The sequence below is a fragment of the Bacillus vallismortis genome (assembly GCF_004116955.1).
GTDB classification, from domain to species: domain Bacteria; phylum Bacillota; class Bacilli; order Bacillales; family Bacillaceae; genus Bacillus; species Bacillus vallismortis.
The window spans coordinates 704,060-718,238 of sequence record NZ_CP026362.1; the positions used below are offsets into that span (position 1 = coordinate 704,060).

General features: G+C 44.4%; 15 protein-coding genes, 1 tRNA gene and 1 other annotated feature. Of the genes, 12 read left to right on the forward strand and 4 right to left on the reverse strand.

The window, feature by feature from the left end; genetic code table 11:
* The first annotated feature begins 103 nt into the window (after positions 1 to 103).
* From gerE to BV11031_RS03840, 8 genes are all read left to right on the forward strand, one after another.
* Positions 104 to 328 (forward strand): spore germination transcription factor GerE, encoded by a 225-nt coding sequence (gerE, locus tag BV11031_RS03800; RefSeq protein ID WP_003184172.1) that lies wholly within the window; start codon positions 104 to 106, stop codon positions 326 to 328.
* A gap of 251 nt (positions 329 to 579) precedes the next feature.
* The gene (locus BV11031_RS03810; RefSeq protein ID WP_010329758.1) at positions 580 to 1,020 is read left to right on the forward strand and encodes a MarR family winged helix-turn-helix transcriptional regulator; all 441 of its coding nucleotides are present in this window, start codon (positions 580 to 582) and stop codon (positions 1,018 to 1,020) included.
* 7 nt (positions 1,021 to 1,027) lie between these two features.
* On the forward strand, positions 1,028 to 1,846 hold the full coding sequence (gene racE / locus BV11031_RS03815; protein ID WP_082246343.1) for a glutamate racemase: 819 nt from the start codon (positions 1,028 to 1,030) through the stop codon (positions 1,844 to 1,846).
* Positions 1,847 to 1,960: 114 nt separating this feature from the next.
* Complete coding sequence (gene gerM / locus BV11031_RS03820; protein ID WP_129550683.1) at positions 1,961 to 3,061, forward strand: spore germination protein GerM; 1,101 nt, start codon at positions 1,961 to 1,963, stop codon at positions 3,059 to 3,061.
* A 110-nt stretch (positions 3,062 to 3,171) separates the two neighbouring features.
* Positions 3,172 to 3,909, forward strand: coding sequence for a ribonuclease PH (gene rph, locus BV11031_RS03825; RefSeq protein WP_010329760.1), 738 nt, complete (start codon positions 3,172 to 3,174; stop codon positions 3,907 to 3,909).
* A gap of 12 nt (positions 3,910 to 3,921) precedes the next feature.
* A complete protein-coding gene (locus BV11031_RS03830; protein ID WP_082022615.1) occupies positions 3,922 to 4,518 on the forward strand; it encodes an XTP/dITP diphosphatase in 597 nt (198 codons plus the stop codon).
* Positions 4,519 to 4,533: 15 nt separating this feature from the next.
* A complete protein-coding gene (locus tag BV11031_RS03835) occupies positions 4,534 to 5,043 on the forward strand; it encodes a YfcE family phosphodiesterase (protein WP_010329762.1) in 510 nt (169 codons plus the stop codon).
* A 130-nt stretch (positions 5,044 to 5,173) separates the two neighbouring features.
* Positions 5,174 to 5,247 (forward strand) — tRNA-Arg (locus BV11031_RS03840).
* 68 nt (positions 5,248 to 5,315) lie between these two features.
* On the opposite strand, the gene BV11031_RS03845 is transcribed toward BV11031_RS03840, so the two are convergent.
* From BV11031_RS03845 to BV11031_RS03860, 4 genes are all read right to left on the reverse strand, one after another.
* Positions 5,316 to 6,466, reverse strand: a protein-coding gene (locus BV11031_RS03845) for an IS3 family transposase (protein WP_129550684.1) whose coding sequence is annotated in 2 segments (ribosomal slippage) — positions 5,316 to 6,193 and positions 6,193 to 6,466 — 1,152 coding nt in all. Because the reading frame shifts where the segments join, the coding sequence is not laid out codon by codon here.
* Between the two features lie 131 nt (positions 6,467 to 6,597).
* Positions 6,598 to 7,422 (reverse strand): YsnF/AvaK domain-containing protein, encoded by an 825-nt coding sequence (locus tag BV11031_RS03850; RefSeq protein ID WP_010330239.1) that lies wholly within the window; start codon positions 7,420 to 7,422, stop codon positions 6,598 to 6,600.
* Between the two features lie 163 nt (positions 7,423 to 7,585).
* The gene (locus BV11031_RS03855) at positions 7,586 to 8,041 is read right to left on the reverse strand and encodes a GNAT family N-acetyltransferase (protein ID WP_010330240.1); all 456 of its coding nucleotides are present in this window, start codon (positions 8,039 to 8,041) and stop codon (positions 7,586 to 7,588) included.
* Positions 8,042 to 8,225: 184 nt separating this feature from the next.
* Positions 8,226 to 8,540 (reverse strand): inner spore coat protein CotQ, encoded by a 315-nt coding sequence (locus tag BV11031_RS03860; RefSeq protein ID WP_026014518.1) that lies wholly within the window; start codon positions 8,538 to 8,540, stop codon positions 8,226 to 8,228.
* 426 nt (positions 8,541 to 8,966) lie between these two features.
* Positions 8,967 to 9,214 (forward strand) — a binding site (T-box leader).
* Between the two features lie 118 nt (positions 9,215 to 9,332).
* Here BV11031_RS03860 and ilvB point away from each other — a divergent pair.
* The 4 genes from ilvB to BV11031_RS03880 are packed head-to-tail and all read left to right on the forward strand — an operon-like array spanning position 9,333 to position 14,167.
* A complete protein-coding gene (gene ilvB, locus BV11031_RS03865; RefSeq protein ID WP_010330241.1) occupies positions 9,333 to 11,057 on the forward strand; it encodes an acetolactate synthase large subunit in 1,725 nt (574 codons plus the stop codon).
* On the forward strand, positions 11,054 to 11,572 hold the full coding sequence (ilvN, locus tag BV11031_RS03870) for an acetolactate synthase small subunit (protein ID WP_010330242.1): 519 nt from the start codon (positions 11,054 to 11,056) through the stop codon (positions 11,570 to 11,572). The genes ilvB and ilvN overlap by 4 nt, the downstream gene beginning before the upstream one ends.
* 23 nt (positions 11,573 to 11,595) lie before the next feature.
* The gene (gene ilvC, locus BV11031_RS03875; protein WP_010330243.1) at positions 11,596 to 12,624 is read left to right on the forward strand and encodes a ketol-acid reductoisomerase; all 1,029 of its coding nucleotides are present in this window, start codon (positions 11,596 to 11,598) and stop codon (positions 12,622 to 12,624) included.
* On the forward strand, positions 12,611 to 14,167 hold the full coding sequence (locus tag BV11031_RS03880) for a 2-isopropylmalate synthase (protein WP_010330244.1): 1,557 nt from the start codon (positions 12,611 to 12,613) through the stop codon (positions 14,165 to 14,167). Before ilvC ends, BV11031_RS03880 begins: the two co-directional genes overlap by 14 nt.
* Positions 14,168 to 14,179: the final 12 nt, after the last annotated feature.

The following is a 14,179-nucleotide window of genomic DNA, read 5'->3' on the forward strand; positions in this document are numbered from 1 at the left end:
GTAAACGTCACCTCCCGTGCCCTTCTTACATAAGATATCTTGACTATATCAAAACCCATTCGTTTCTGATTCGCTCTCACCTTAGCAAGGAGGGTTACAATACTTGAAGGAGAAAGAATTTCAATCGAAGCCGCTGCTAACGAAAAGAGAAAGAGAAGTGTTCGAATTGCTCGTTCAAGATAAGACAACAAAGGAGATTGCAAGCGAGCTATTTATCAGTGAGAAAACCGTTCGAAACCATATTTCAAATGCCATGCAGAAATTGGGTGTGAAAGGGCGTTCGCAAGCCGTTGTTGAGCTTCTTAGAATGGGTGAACTAGAGCTTTAATCCTTGCCGGTATTCCTTCTTTCAGGAAGGAGCCGGTTATTCCTGTTTGTTCGTCACGTTCTCAAACCGTGTTTGGCTTGCTATGCAAAAAGTTGGATGGCAACGGATAGAGCAATACATGTTTCTGTTTGGTGTTGTTTGCCTAAAGTCCTCCATTTCTCTTGCGGAGTCTTGCATTTTCTTCAAAAAAGAAGGAAAATAGACACGGAACGCTTTTGTGCGTAAGAGATCCTTGAGTGAGGGATGGACAAATGACATCAAAACATTTGGAGTATGTTGCGGATATAGAAAAGTCACTCCGCCACATTGCCGCGATCATTAAGCAAAAAGGACGAGAAATCCTTAACCAATATGCGATTACGCCGCCGCAATTTGTCGGCCTGCAATGGCTTTATGAATTGGGAGATATGACAATCGGCGAACTGTCGGGTAAAATGTATCTGGCATGCAGCACAACAACGGACTTAATCGACCGCATGCAGAAAAATGACCTTGTCGAGCGGGTCAAGGACCCGGCGGACAGACGTGTCGTCCGGATACATCTGCTGCCAGAAGGAGAGCGGATTATCCAAGAGGTCATTACAAAAAGGCAGGAATACCTGCGTGATATGTTCGAAACGTTTACAGATGAAGAAGTAGCCATCTTCGAAAAATCATTGATGAAACTGCAGCATGAAATGAAGAGAAAATGAGGCGATTTTGTTGGAGCAACCAATAGGAGTCATTGATTCCGGGGTTGGCGGTTTAACCGTTGCAAAGGAAATCATGAGACAGCTACCAAAAGAAAATATTATCTACGTCGGGGATACGAAACGGTGTCCGTACGGGCCGCGTCCTGAAGAAGAAGTGCTTCAATACACGTGGGAGCTGACGAATTATCTACTTGAAAACCACCATATTAAAATGCTCGTGATCGCCTGCAACACAGCAACAGCGATCGCATTGGAAGACATCCGGCGCAGCGTCGGCATCCCTGTGGTCGGAGTCATTCAGCCGGGTGCGAGAGCAGCGATAAAAATGACGGAAAATCAGCATATCGGTGTCATTGGCACGGAAAATACGATGAAGAGCAACGCGTACGAAGAGGCGCTTTTGGCATTAAATCCTGATCTGAAGGTTGAGAACCTTGCCTGTCCGCTCCTTGTGCCTTTTGTGGAAAGCGGGAAGTTTCTTGACAAAACAGCAGACGAGATTGTCAAAACATCGCTGTATCCGTTAAAAGACACATCGATTGATTCGCTGATTTTAGGCTGCACCCACTATCCTATCTTAAAAGATTCCATTCAGAGATATATGGGAGAACACGTAAATATGATTTCGTCCGGCGATGAAACAGCCCGGGAAGTCAGCACAATTCTTTCATATAAAGGGCTGCTGAACCAGTCTTCGGTTGCCCCGAATCATCAGTTCCTGACAACCGGAGCGCGTGATCAGTTTGCGAAAATCGCAGACGACTGGTTTGGCCATGGGGTGGGCCATGTGGAATGCATCTCACTGCAAGAACCGATTAGAAAATAGCTTTGACCCGCAACGTCTTGTTGCGGTTTTTTTCTGTTTTGCCGGAATTCTTCGGTCTATTTCCAAATAAGGCTCGTATACATAATAGTACAAACAGCCTTAGGAGGGAAAAGTATGCTGAAAAAAGGACCTGCAGTCATTGGTGCCACTTGTCTCACCTCTGCCCTGCTTTTATCCGGATGCGGTTTGTTCCAATCTGATAAGGCAGCCGAGGAAATTGATCCGCCTCAAGACGTTACATACGTGAACGATGAAGCGGGGGCCGATTCAAATACAACAGCAGCCGAAAAAGCAGAAAGTAAAAAAAACGATACCGCCAAAGCGGATCAAGTCTCATCTACAGTCATGAGGGAGCTTTATCTCATTGATAAAAACGGGTACGTTGTTGCGCAAACGCTGCCTCTTCCGAAAAGTGAAGGCACGGCTAAGCAGGCACTTGAATACCTCGTTCAGGGCGGGCCGGTGTCAGAAATTCTTCCGAATGGCTTCAGAGCCGTATTGCCGGCTGACACAACTGTTAACGTTGACATCAAAAAAGACGGCACAGCAATAGCGGATTTCTCTAATGAATTTAAAAATTATAAGAAGGAAGACGAGCAGAAAATTGTTCAATCCGTGACGTGGACACTGACGCAATTCAGCTCGATAGATAAAGTGAAGCTGAGAATAAACGGCCATGAACTGAAGGAGATGCCTGTAGGAGGCACGCCAATCTCAGATGATTTAAGCCGTAAAGACGGGATTAATATGGAAACATCAGGCGTAAATGATCTCACCGCAACACATCCGCTCACCGTTTATTATTTGGCGGAAAACGAAGACAGTGAGTATTATGTGCCGGTGACAAAACGGATCGACAATTCGGAAAAAGACGACATCACAGCAGCAATCAATGAATTGGCTAAAGGCCCTAGCAAGGTGAGCGGGCTGTTAACAGATTTCAGTGATGACGTAAAGCTGGTCAGCAAACCGAAAATCAAAGACGGACGCGTGACGTTAGATTTCAATCAATCCATATTCGGCAGCGCGGATGAAAAGACAAAAATGATTTCTTCAGAAGTGCTGAACAGCATTGTGCTGACGTTAACAGAACAGCCGGATGTAAAGAGCGTTTCCGTCAAAGTAAACGGGAAATCGGAGCTTGTCAATGAAAAAGGCGAAAAGCTCACAGAACCGGTCTCCAGACCTTCTCAAGTGAATACGGGTAGTTTTTAAATTGAAATTTTTGATATACTAGAAAGAAAGAGGTTAGCGTTCCGGCTGCCTCTTTCTTTATTCAATTCCGGGACAAAAATGGTTTATGTACATACAATCGGAGGTAAAACATGAGACATGACGGAAGACAACATGATGAGCTGCGCCCAATCACATTAGATTTGGATTTTATCAGCCATCCGGAAGGTTCTGTTCTAATAACAGCAGGAAATACAAAAGTAATCTGCAACGCGTCTGTGGAAGATCGCGTGCCGCCGTTTTTGCGGGGCGGAGGAAAAGGCTGGATTACAGCTGAATACAGCATGCTGCCGCGGGCAACAAACCAAAGAACGATCAGAGAATCTTCGAAGGGGAAAGTTTCCGGCAGAACAATGGAAATCCAGCGCCTGATCGGCCGCGCGCTTCGGGCAGTCGTAGATTTAGAAAAGCTCGGTGAACGGACGATTTGGATTGACTGTGATGTCATTCAGGCTGATGGCGGAACAAGAACCGCTTCTATTACAGGCGCATTTCTTGCCATGGCAATTGCGATTGGCAAGCTGCTCAAAGCGGGAACAATCAAGGCGAACCCGATCACTGATTTTCTTGCAGCGATCTCTGTCGGAATTGATAAGGAACAGGGGATTTTGTTAGATTTAAATTATGAAGAAGATTCATCCGCTGAAGTGGACATGAATGTCATTATGACAGGCAGCGGCCGTTTTGTTGAGCTGCAGGGAACCGGAGAAGAGGCGACGTTTTCACGGGATGATCTAAACGGTCTTCTCGGTCTTGCAGAAAAAGGCATTCAGGAACTGATTGATAAACAAAAAGAAGTGTTAGGTGATTCTCTGCCAGATTTGAAATAATGATAGAAAGGCTTGATCATCATGAAAGAGGCAATCATTGCGACACATAATCCAGGAAAAGTGAAAGAATTTAAAGAAATCCTTGAACCAAAAGGCTATGATGTCAAATCGTTAGCTGACATCGGATACACAGAGGAGATCGAGGAAACAGGCCATACGTTTGAAGAGAATGCCGTTTTGAAAGCGGAAGCTGTTGCAAAAGCAGTGAATAAAATGGTGATTGCGGATGACTCCGGCCTGTCAATCGATAATCTTGGCGGCAGCCCCGGCGTTTACTCCGCGCGCTATGCAGGGGAACAGAAAGACGACCAGGCAAATATCGTTAAAGTGCTCGGCGAACTGAAAGGAATTGAAAAAGAACAGCGTACGGCCCGTTTTCGCTGCGCGCTGGCTGTGAGTATCCCTGGTGAAGAAACAAAAACAGTCGAAGGCCATGTGGAAGGGTATATTGCTGAAGAGCCGAGAGGAGAATACGGCTTTGGCTATGACCCAATCTTTATCGTGAAAGATAAAGATAAGACAATGGCTGAACTGACAAGTGATGAAAAAAATAAAATCAGCCATAGGGCTGACGCGCTTAAAAAGCTGTCTAAGCTTTTAGAGGCATAAGGAGGAAGCTTGTACATGAACGTGCTGATTATCAGTGACAGCCATGGGCTTGAAGAAGAACTCCAAACCATCGCGAAACGGCATGAAGCGGAAGTAGATCTCATGATTCATTGCGGAGACTCTGAACTCGAAACCGGGCATCCGGCATTGGATCCTTATAAGGTTGTAAAAGGCAATTGCGATTTTGCGGGCGATTTTAAGGACGAGCTTCTTTTGAATGCCGGTTCAAAAAAAATACTGGTCACACACGGCCATCTTCACGGTATAAAACAGACCTTGTTAAACGTATACTATCGGGCAGAGGAGCTCGGAGTGGATATGATCTGTTTCGGGCATTCGCACATCGCGGGAAGCGAAGTGCTGCGCGGAAAGCTGATGATTAATCCCGGCAGCATCCGCCTTCCAAGGGTGCGCAGGACAGAAAGCTATGCTATACTGACTTTAGAAAATGATGCCGCAACAGTGCGTTTTTACGACCAAGCTGGCCATGAAATTGAGGATCTGCACAACCGTGTCACACTATGAAAATGTCATGAGGAAGAAAATTTTCTTCCTCATGAAAAAAATTCTAAAAAACCGTTGACTTATTGTTGCATCCCATATATAATAAATCTTGTCGCTGATAGTTAAAGCGAAAAACGAAATAACAAAACATGTCCCAGTAGCTCAGCTGGATAGAGCAACGGCCTTCTAAGCCGTCGGTCGGGAGTTCGAATCTCTCCTGGGACGTACCAAAAAGAAAAACCTCAAATCCTTGGGACTGACCCCCGTTTTTAAGACAGGGATCAAAACACCTTTTAAACAGCCAATTGCCGATAGTTTATCGGTGATTGGTTGTTTAGTTTCGTTTGAATACGAATATTGTTATAATAATGAATGTATTCTATGACAGTGCGTTCTACGATGGCGGTCGTGGTTCGATCAATGCTGTTAAGATAGAACGTTTCAGACTTTAGTGAGGAATGAAACGATTCGATGGAGGCATTATCAGCGGGCGTCCCTTTGCGGGACATGCTCATGGTAATGCCTTTTGTTTTAACAGCTTTCTGATACTCGTAAGATGTATACACAGATCCTTGGTCACTATGTAACACGCAGTTCTCAGGCAGTGTTGGCAGTTGATCAAGTGTGTGTAAGACAAAGTCTGTGTCCTGCTTATCTCCAATCGTAAAAGCAACCACTTCTCCATTGTATACATCCAATATACTGGAAAGGTACAATTGCTTCTGTCCATAAGGCAAATACGTGATGTCCGTTACTAGTTTTTCAAGAGGATGATCAGACTGAAAGTTCCGATCTAATATATTATCGACCACGGCATATGGCTGCCCATTCTTCTTGCGCTTTTTCACCTTAACCCGGCACTGCCACTGATTTTTCTGCATAATACGCTGAACCGTTTTATGGTTAATACACATTCCCTTTTTTAATATGGCTGTGATTTTTCGATATCCATATCGATACTTGTGCTCTCGGCACAACGTGCCGATTTGTTTTTCCAAATGGCGTTTGGGATGATCCTTCATCAGATTCTTCTTCCAACGATAATAAGACGCTCGGGAGATACCTAAATGAACACAGATATCCTGTACGGTCATTGATCGGTGCATTACTTCTACAAGTTCGACTGACGTTTGGCTATCAACTTCCTTTCCAATTCGTTGTACTTTTTTAAAACTTCATTCTGTTGTCTCAGGTAACGATTCTCTGCCTGCAGTTTCTCTAATTCGGAAGAATACTCCGGACCTTTTCCATAAGTGTATTGCTTACCAACAGGCTGTTCAAATCGATGTGTATCCCCAGCCTTATACCATCTGACCCATGTCTTAATCTGCGTATTATTTTTGATATTCAACTCCTGCATGATCTCTTTCATAGGTACGCCTGCCAATCTCATTTCTACAGCCTTCTGTTTCACTTCAAGCGGATAACTCACTCTTGTCCCCATAGAAAAAACACCTCCAAGTCTAATTTCGGATAACAATCATCCGTATTCAAACTTGAAGGTGTTTTTATTTGTCTCATCTTATGGGGTCAGTCCCCTTAAAGGATTTGAGGTTTTTTGTTGTAGGTTGATGATTATTTGTTATTCAGTGTATCATCATCCAAGCCATCAACTTTTCCGTCTTTGTTCATGCGAGGCTCTTCTTTTTTCACCGTTTCAGAAATATGCTCATTCTCTTTGACAGTCCGTTTTCCGACAACCACTTCATCAGTGACAACCGGTTTTTTAGTCACTTCCAGTTTTTCCTCAACGATTGGCACTCTGATCTCTTCCGAATCATTGACGGAGGAAGCGTCCGCTGTATTTTCATCCACAGGGCGGCGTTCAACATAAATTTCATCGTGTCTCACCGGGATGTCCATATCTCTTTGTTCTGTTTTCACTTCTTTTCCGATCTCTACTTCTCCAGTTTGAACATCTTCCTTATTGACTTTCAGCTGCTCTTCCCGCAGTGGCATTGTTTTTTCTTCTTTCGTTGTATAATCCGCCATTTCATTTGTGCTCGAAAGGCCGCCTGAAAGAGCATTGCCGTTATCAATAGGCGGATTGACTTCTGCATCTGTATCAACAGCCACAAGTAGTTTCCCGTCATCCAGATCCTCTTGATACTTGTCTATTTCTCCAGTCATAATATCCAAATCTGATAATGTCTTGCTGTGTGCGGCAGTATCATCCATTGTAAAATAATCTTTCAGTTTATCAAAAAATGAATCGGATTCACCCTTATGTGCATCGACGGCCTGATTGACTTCTGTTCCAGTACGTGACTCAAGATCATCTGTATCTCGCCGGCTTGTCACAACTGAAATATCGTCAGAATCAAAACCTTTTGTTAATAAGCCTTCAATCGCTGCAATGGTTTCCTGCGGAGTTTCGTATACACCAACTATGCTTTTCATATCAATCTCCTCCTTTATCAATGTTAGATTTTATCGTTCATGTCGTTTTTAATTCCCGCTGAACTTTGAAATAAACAAAATGAAAAGCATTGGGAGAGATTCAAGGGACAAAAAAGGATAGATAAGTCAGATCCTCCTCTGCACTTATCTATCCTATAAAAATTCACAGCTTCTTCGTCATAAACACACTGTTCGGATCTTCAACATAGTCAGCAAACGGTTCACAGTACTGAAAACCAAAGCTTTCATACAATTTTCTTGCCGGCTCAAATGAGGCCATTGAACCCGTTTCTAAGCTTATCCGCTCATAGCCTCGCTTCCTAGCTTCACTCAGGATGTGCTTGAGAACTTGTTTGGCAACGCCTTTTCTTAAATGGGATGCAGCGGTCCGCATCGACTTGATTTCTCCATGCCTGCTGTCCAGTTCTTTAAGCGCTCCGCAGCCGGCTAGTTCGTTGTCCTCCCATGCGCTCCAAAATGTCATTTTAGGCCCTTTCAGCCTTTCTGCATCTAGAGCATGGATGCTTTCTGGCGGGGACATGAGTGTCATGCTATGTAAATGCTCATTCACAAATGAAATCACTTCGTGTCCAGTTACATCATCTATTTTTATAAACAATTCTATTCCTCCTCAAAAATTCGCGGGTTTTCAGAACATAACTGATTTCATCATATGCATATTACGTCCTTTTTCCAAATAGAAAGACAGAAAATCTGCCGGTATGAATCGTGTTTGGCATGATTTGTTTTGTATCAGGCATTTCAAAGTGAAAAAAAGAGGCCGAAAACAATGTTCGGCCTTACTATCGAAACCCTACGTGAGCGCCGGGTGCTCCGCTGAATTCAACGGCGTGCGTCGCCGGGATACCGAAACCGACCCCGTGGCCGCTATAGCCAGCCCCTGCAAATTGCTGTCCGTAAAATCCTGATGCATATGGGAATGAAGAGTACATAGCAGATGGAGTGCTCATGGGACTGTATGACTGGCTGTACGGCTGTCCGTACCCAATGTTTCCAAATGGCTGCTGATAAAAGGCAGGAGCTGCCGGATAATATGGCTGAGGCAAGCTGGGAAAGCCCAAGGGAATCCCTTGCATATCAGCTAATGATTTATTCATCGTATCACCTTTTCTTTGCAAGATACCTTCAATGTATGCTGGGGGAGTAATGGAAGTGCCTATCCGATCTTCCATACCTATAATCTTGTCGAGACGATAACACGTTATATTTTATGACATGTTTCTATCGGATTGGGATATTCTGTTGTATTATTGATAGATTAATAAAAAAATTATAAAAACTTTTAACATTTACAATTCCTTATACACCAATAATGAAAGCGTATACAATATAGATTGATTAATCAAAATTGTCTAATAATTTTAAAAAATGCTGTTGACACTGCGTCCAAAGCGGCGTAATATGAGTTCAACAAAAGATAAACGCAAGCTTCACAAGCAAAAAAGATCGCAATATGATTCTGAAAAATGAAAAAACAAACGACCTTCTTCAACAGCTGAAAAAGCTGTTTCGGGGGCTGAATATGAAAAGCGCAGATGAGGATAAGTAGCCTTGATAAAGCTTTCCACAGAGAACCGGGGTAGCTGAGAACCGGCGAAGCTTTACAAGGTGAACTCGCCTCAGAGTGCCAGTCTGAAACCATAGTAGGACTTGGCCGGGTGAACTTGATTCACTCGTTATTAAAGCGGATAGAAATATCCATGAGACGGCTGATTCAATAGGCCGTAAACAAGGGTGGTACCGCGGAAAGAAGAGCCTTTTCGCCCCTTTTAGCTATCGCATCACTGCGCGGCTGATTGTGGGTGGAAAGGCTCTTTTTATTGAATAGTCAGCTATCAAACTAATAAAACGATCTTTAGAGGATGAAAATCCAAAAGGAGGAACTGAAAATGGGGACTAATGTACAGGTGGATTCAGCATCTGCCAAATGTACACAGACGATGAGCGGAGCATTAATGCTGATTGAATCATTAAAAAAAGAGAAAGTAGAAATGATATTCGGTTACCCGGGCGGGGCTGTGCTTCCGATCTACGATAAGCTTTATCATTCAGGGATGGTACATATCCTTCCCCGTCACGAACAAGGTGCGATTCATGCAGCGGAAGGATACGCAAGAGTCTCTGGAAAACCGGGCGTCGTCATTGCCACGTCTGGCCCGGGAGCGACAAACCTCGTTACAGGCCTTGCGGATGCCATGATTGATTCATTGCCACTAGTCGTCTTTACAGGGCAGGTAGCCACATCCGTTATCGGGAGTGATGCATTTCAGGAAGCGGATATTTTAGGAATTACGATGCCGGTGACAAAACACAGCTATCAGGTACGCCAGCCTGAAGATCTGCCGCGCATCATTAAAGAGGCATTCCATATTGCAACAACTGGAAGACCCGGACCTGTGCTGATTGATATTCCGAAAGATGTCGCAACAATTGAAGGAGAATTCAGCTACGATCATGAAATGAATCTCCCGGGATACCAGCCGACAATAGAGCCGAATTATTTGCAGATCCGCAAGCTTGTCGAAGCGGTAAGCAGCGCGAAGAAACCGGTGATTCTGGCGGGTGCGGGCGTATTGCATGGAAAAGCGTCAGAAGAATTAAAAAATTATGCAGAACAGCAGCAAATCCCTGTGGCACACACCCTTTTGGGGCTTGGAGGCTTCCCGGCGGACCATCCGCTTTTCTTGGGGATGGCGGGAATGCACGGCACTTATACAGCCAACATGGCCCTTCATGATTGTGACCTTTTAATCAGTATCGGCGCCCGTTTTGATGATCGCGTCACAGGAAACCTGAAGCACTTTGCAAGAAACGCAAAGATTGCCCATATCGATATTGATCCGGCTGAAATCGGAAAAATCATGAAAACGCAGATTCCTGTAGTCGGAGACAGCAAAATGGTCCTGCAGGAGCTGATCAAACAAGACGGAAGACAAAGCGATTCAAGCGAATGGAAAACACAGCTCGCCAAATGGAAAGAAGAGTACCCGCTCTGGTATGTAGATCATGAAGAAGACGGCTTTAAACCTCAGAAATTGATTGAATATATTCATCAATTTACAAATGGCGAGGCCATTGTCGCAACGGATGTCGGCCAGCATCAAATGTGGTCAGCGCAATTTTATCCATTCCAACAAGCAGATAAATGGGTCACATCAGGCGGACTTGGAACGATGGGATTCGGCCTTCCGGCAGCAATTGGCGCACAGCTGGCTGATAAAGAGGCTACTGTAGTGGCGGTTCTTGGGGACGGCGGTTTTCAAATGACGCTCCAAGAACTCGATGTCATTCGCGAATTGAATCTGCCGGTCAAAGTTATCATTTTAAATAATGCTTGTCTCGGAATGGTCAGACAGTGGCAGGAAATTTTCTATGAAGAACGCTATTCAGAATCTAAATTTGCTTCTCAGCCTGATTTCGTCAAATTGTCAGAAGCCTACGGCATTAAAGGCATCAGAATTTCATCAGATGCGGAAGCGAAAGAAAAGCTGGAAGAGGCATTGACATCAAAAGAACCGGTTGTCATTGACGTACGGGTTGCAAGAGAAGAAAAAGTGTTCCCGATGGTGGCTCCGGGGAAAGGGCTGCATGAAATGGTGGGGGTGAAACCTTGAAAAGAATTATCACATTGACTGTGGTGAACCGTTCCGGCGTATTAAACCGGATCACCGGTCTATTTACCAAAAGACATTACAACATTGAAAGCATTACGGTTGGCCACACAGAAACAACCGGCGTTTCCAGAATCACCTTTGTCGTTCACGTTGATGGAGAAAATGATGTTGAACAGCTGACAAAACAGCTCAACAAACAGATTGATGTACTGAAAGTCACAGACATCACGAATCAATCGATTGTTCAGAGGGAGCTGGCCTTAATCAAGGTCGTTTCCGCACCGTCAACGAGATCAGAGATTAATGGAATGATAGAACCGTTCAGAGCCTCTGTCGTTGATGTCAGCAGAGACAGTATCGTTGTTCAGGTGACAGGCGAATCTAACAAAATTGAAGCGCTTATTGAATTGTTAAAACCTTATGGCATTAAAGAAATCGCGAGAACAGGTACAACGGCTTTTGCGAGGGGAACCCAGCAAAAGGCGTCATCCAATAAAACAATATCTATTGTATAAAACATAACAAGGGAGAGATTGAAATGGTAAAAGTATATTATAACGGTGATATCAAAGAGAATGTATTGGCTGGGAAAACAGTAGCGGTTATCGGGTACGGTTCACAAGGCCATGCACATGCCCTGAACCTTAAAGAAAGCGGAGTTGACGTGATCGTCGGTGTTAGACAAGGAAAATCTTTCACACAGGCCCAAGAAGACGGACATAAAGTATTTACAGTAAAAGAAGCGGCAGCCCAAGCGGAAATCATCATGGTGCTGCTTCCGGATGAACAGCAGCAAAAAGTTTACGAAGCTGAAATTAAAGAGGAATTGACAGCTGGAAAATCATTGGTGTTCGCTCACGGATTTAACGTTCATTTCCATCAAATCGTTCCGCCAGCGGATGTAGATGTTTTCTTGGTAGCGCCTAAAGGTCCAGGGCACTTGGTCAGAAGAACATATGAGCAAGGAGCTGGCGTACCGGCATTGTTCGCGATTTACCAAGATGTGACTGGAGAAGCAAGAGACAAAGCCCTTGCGTATGCAAAAGGAATCGGCGGCGCGAGAGCTGGCGTTTTGGAAACGACATTTAAAGAAGAAACAGAAACGGATTTGTTCGGTGAGCAAGCAGTTCTTTGCGGCGGATTAAGCGCGCTTGTAAAAGCTGGATTTGAAACATTAACTGAAGCAGGTTACCAGCCTGAACTTGCATACTTCGAGTGTCTTCACGAGCTGAAACTAATCGTAGACCTTATGTATGAAGAAGGGCTTGCGGGCATGAGATATTCAATCTCTGACACAGCACAGTGGGGAGATTTCGTATCAGGACCGCGCGTTGTTGATGCTCAAGTAAAAGAGTCGATGAAAGAAGTATTAAAAGATATCCAAAACGGTACATTCGCAAAAGAGTGGATCGTCGAAAACCAAGTAAACCGTCCTCGTTTCAACGCTATCAACGCGAGCGAAAACGAACATCAAATCGAAGTGGTGGGAAGAAAGCTTCGTGAAATGATGCCGTTTGTGAAACAAGGCAAGAAGAAGGAAGCGGTGGTCTCCGTTGCGCAAAATTAATGTTTTCGATACGACGCTTCGTGATGGTGAACAGTCTCCTGGCGTGAACTTAAATACACAGGAGAAACTTGCCATAGCAAAGCAGCTCGAAAGACTCGGGGCAGATATCATTGAAGCGGGGTTTCCCGCTTCGTCCCGAGGTGACTTTTTAGCTGTTCAGGAAATCGCAAGAACCATTAAAAATTGCTCGGTGACTGGTCTTGCCCGCTGTGTAAAGGGTGATATTGATGCTGCTTGGGAAGCGTTAAAAGATGGTGCTTACCCGAGAATTCACGTATTTATTGCCACATCGGACATTCATTTGAAACACAAGCTGAACATGACTCGCGAGCAAGTCATCGCAAGAGCCGTTGAAATGGTGAAATACGCAAAAGAGCGTTTTCCGGTTGTGCAATGGTCAGCTGAAGATGCCTGCCGCACTGAACTGCCGTTTTTAGCGGAAATCGTCGAGAAAGTCATTGACGCTGGCGCCAGTGTGATCAATCTTCCGGATACAGTCGGCTACCTGGCTCCAGCAGAATACGGAAATATCTTTAAGTATATGAAGGAAAACGTTTCGAACATTCATCAAGCAAAGCTTTCAGCTCACTGTCACGATGATTTGGGAATGGCGGTCGCAAACTCTCTTGCTGCGATTGAAAGTGGCGCTGATCAAATCGAATGTGCTGTCAACGGGATCGGTGAAAGAGCCGGTAACGCCGCATTAGAGGAAATTGCCGTTGCCCTTCATATCAGAAAAGATTTCTATCAAGTTGAAACAGGCATTACAATGAACGAAATTAAGCGAACAAGCGATTTGGTAAGCAAGCTGACAGGCATGGCTGTTCCGCGCAATAAAGCGGTTGTGGGCGATAATGCATTTGCACATGAATCGGGCATCCATCAGGATGGCTTCTTAAAAGAAAAAACGACTTATGAAATTATTTCACCGGAGCTTGTAGGTGTAACAGCAGATGCGCTTGTCCTGGGTAAACATTCCGGACGCCACGCGTTTAAAGACCGTCTGACTGCTTTAGGGTTCCAATTTGACAGTGAAGAGATTAATAAATTCTTTACGATGTTCAAAGAGTTGACTGAGAAGAAAAAAGAAATCACTGATGAGGATCTTGTTGCTCTTATTTTAGAAGAAAAAGTAACAGACCGCAAGATTGGGTATGAATTTCTTTCTCTGCAAGTGCATTACGGAACAAGTCAGGTTCCTACAGCAACCCTTTCTTTGAAAAATCAAGAAAACGCAGAGCTTATTCAGGAAGCGGCAACTGGAGCCGGAAGCGTGGAAGCGATCTACAACACGCTTGAGCGCTGCATCGATAAAGACGTGGAGCTCTTGGACTACCGCATTCAGTCTAACAGAAAAGGCGAAGACGCATTTGCCCAGGTGTATGTAAGAGTAGTAGTGAATGGAAAAGAATCAGCAGGGCGGGGCATAGCGCAAGACGTGTTAGAAGCTTCAGCAAAAGCCTATTTGAACGCAGTCAACCGTCAATTGGTTTTCCAGTCGAATATGAGCGGACTTAAAAACCATACAGCTGTCGGGTCATAAAAGAAAGGAGAA

Excerpts from the sequence above, each read along its gene's own strand:
- BV11031_RS03810 (WP_010329758.1), top strand. The coding sequence starts at position 580 with ATGACATCAAAACATTTGGAGTATGTTGCGGATATAGAAAAGTCACTC.
- gerM (WP_129550683.1), top strand. The coding sequence starts at position 1,961 with ATGCTGAAAAAAGGACCTGCAGTCATTGGTGCCACTTGTCTCACCTCT.
- rph (WP_010329760.1), top strand. The coding sequence starts at position 3,172 with ATGAGACATGACGGAAGACAACATGATGAGCTGCGCCCAATCACATTA.
- BV11031_RS03835 (WP_010329762.1), top strand. The coding sequence starts at position 4,534 with ATGAACGTGCTGATTATCAGTGACAGCCATGGGCTTGAAGAAGAACTC.
- BV11031_RS03850 (WP_010330239.1), bottom strand. The coding sequence starts at position 7,422 with ATGAAAAGCATAGTTGGTGTATACGAAACTCCGCAGGAAACCATTGCA.
- BV11031_RS03860 (WP_026014518.1), bottom strand. The coding sequence starts at position 8,540 with ATGAATAAATCATTAGCTGATATGCAAGGGATTCCCTTGGGCTTTCCC.
- ilvB (WP_010330241.1), top strand. The coding sequence starts at position 9,333 with ATGGGGACTAATGTACAGGTGGATTCAGCATCTGCCAAATGTACACAG.
- ilvC (WP_010330243.1), top strand. The coding sequence starts at position 11,596 with ATGGTAAAAGTATATTATAACGGTGATATCAAAGAGAATGTATTGGCT.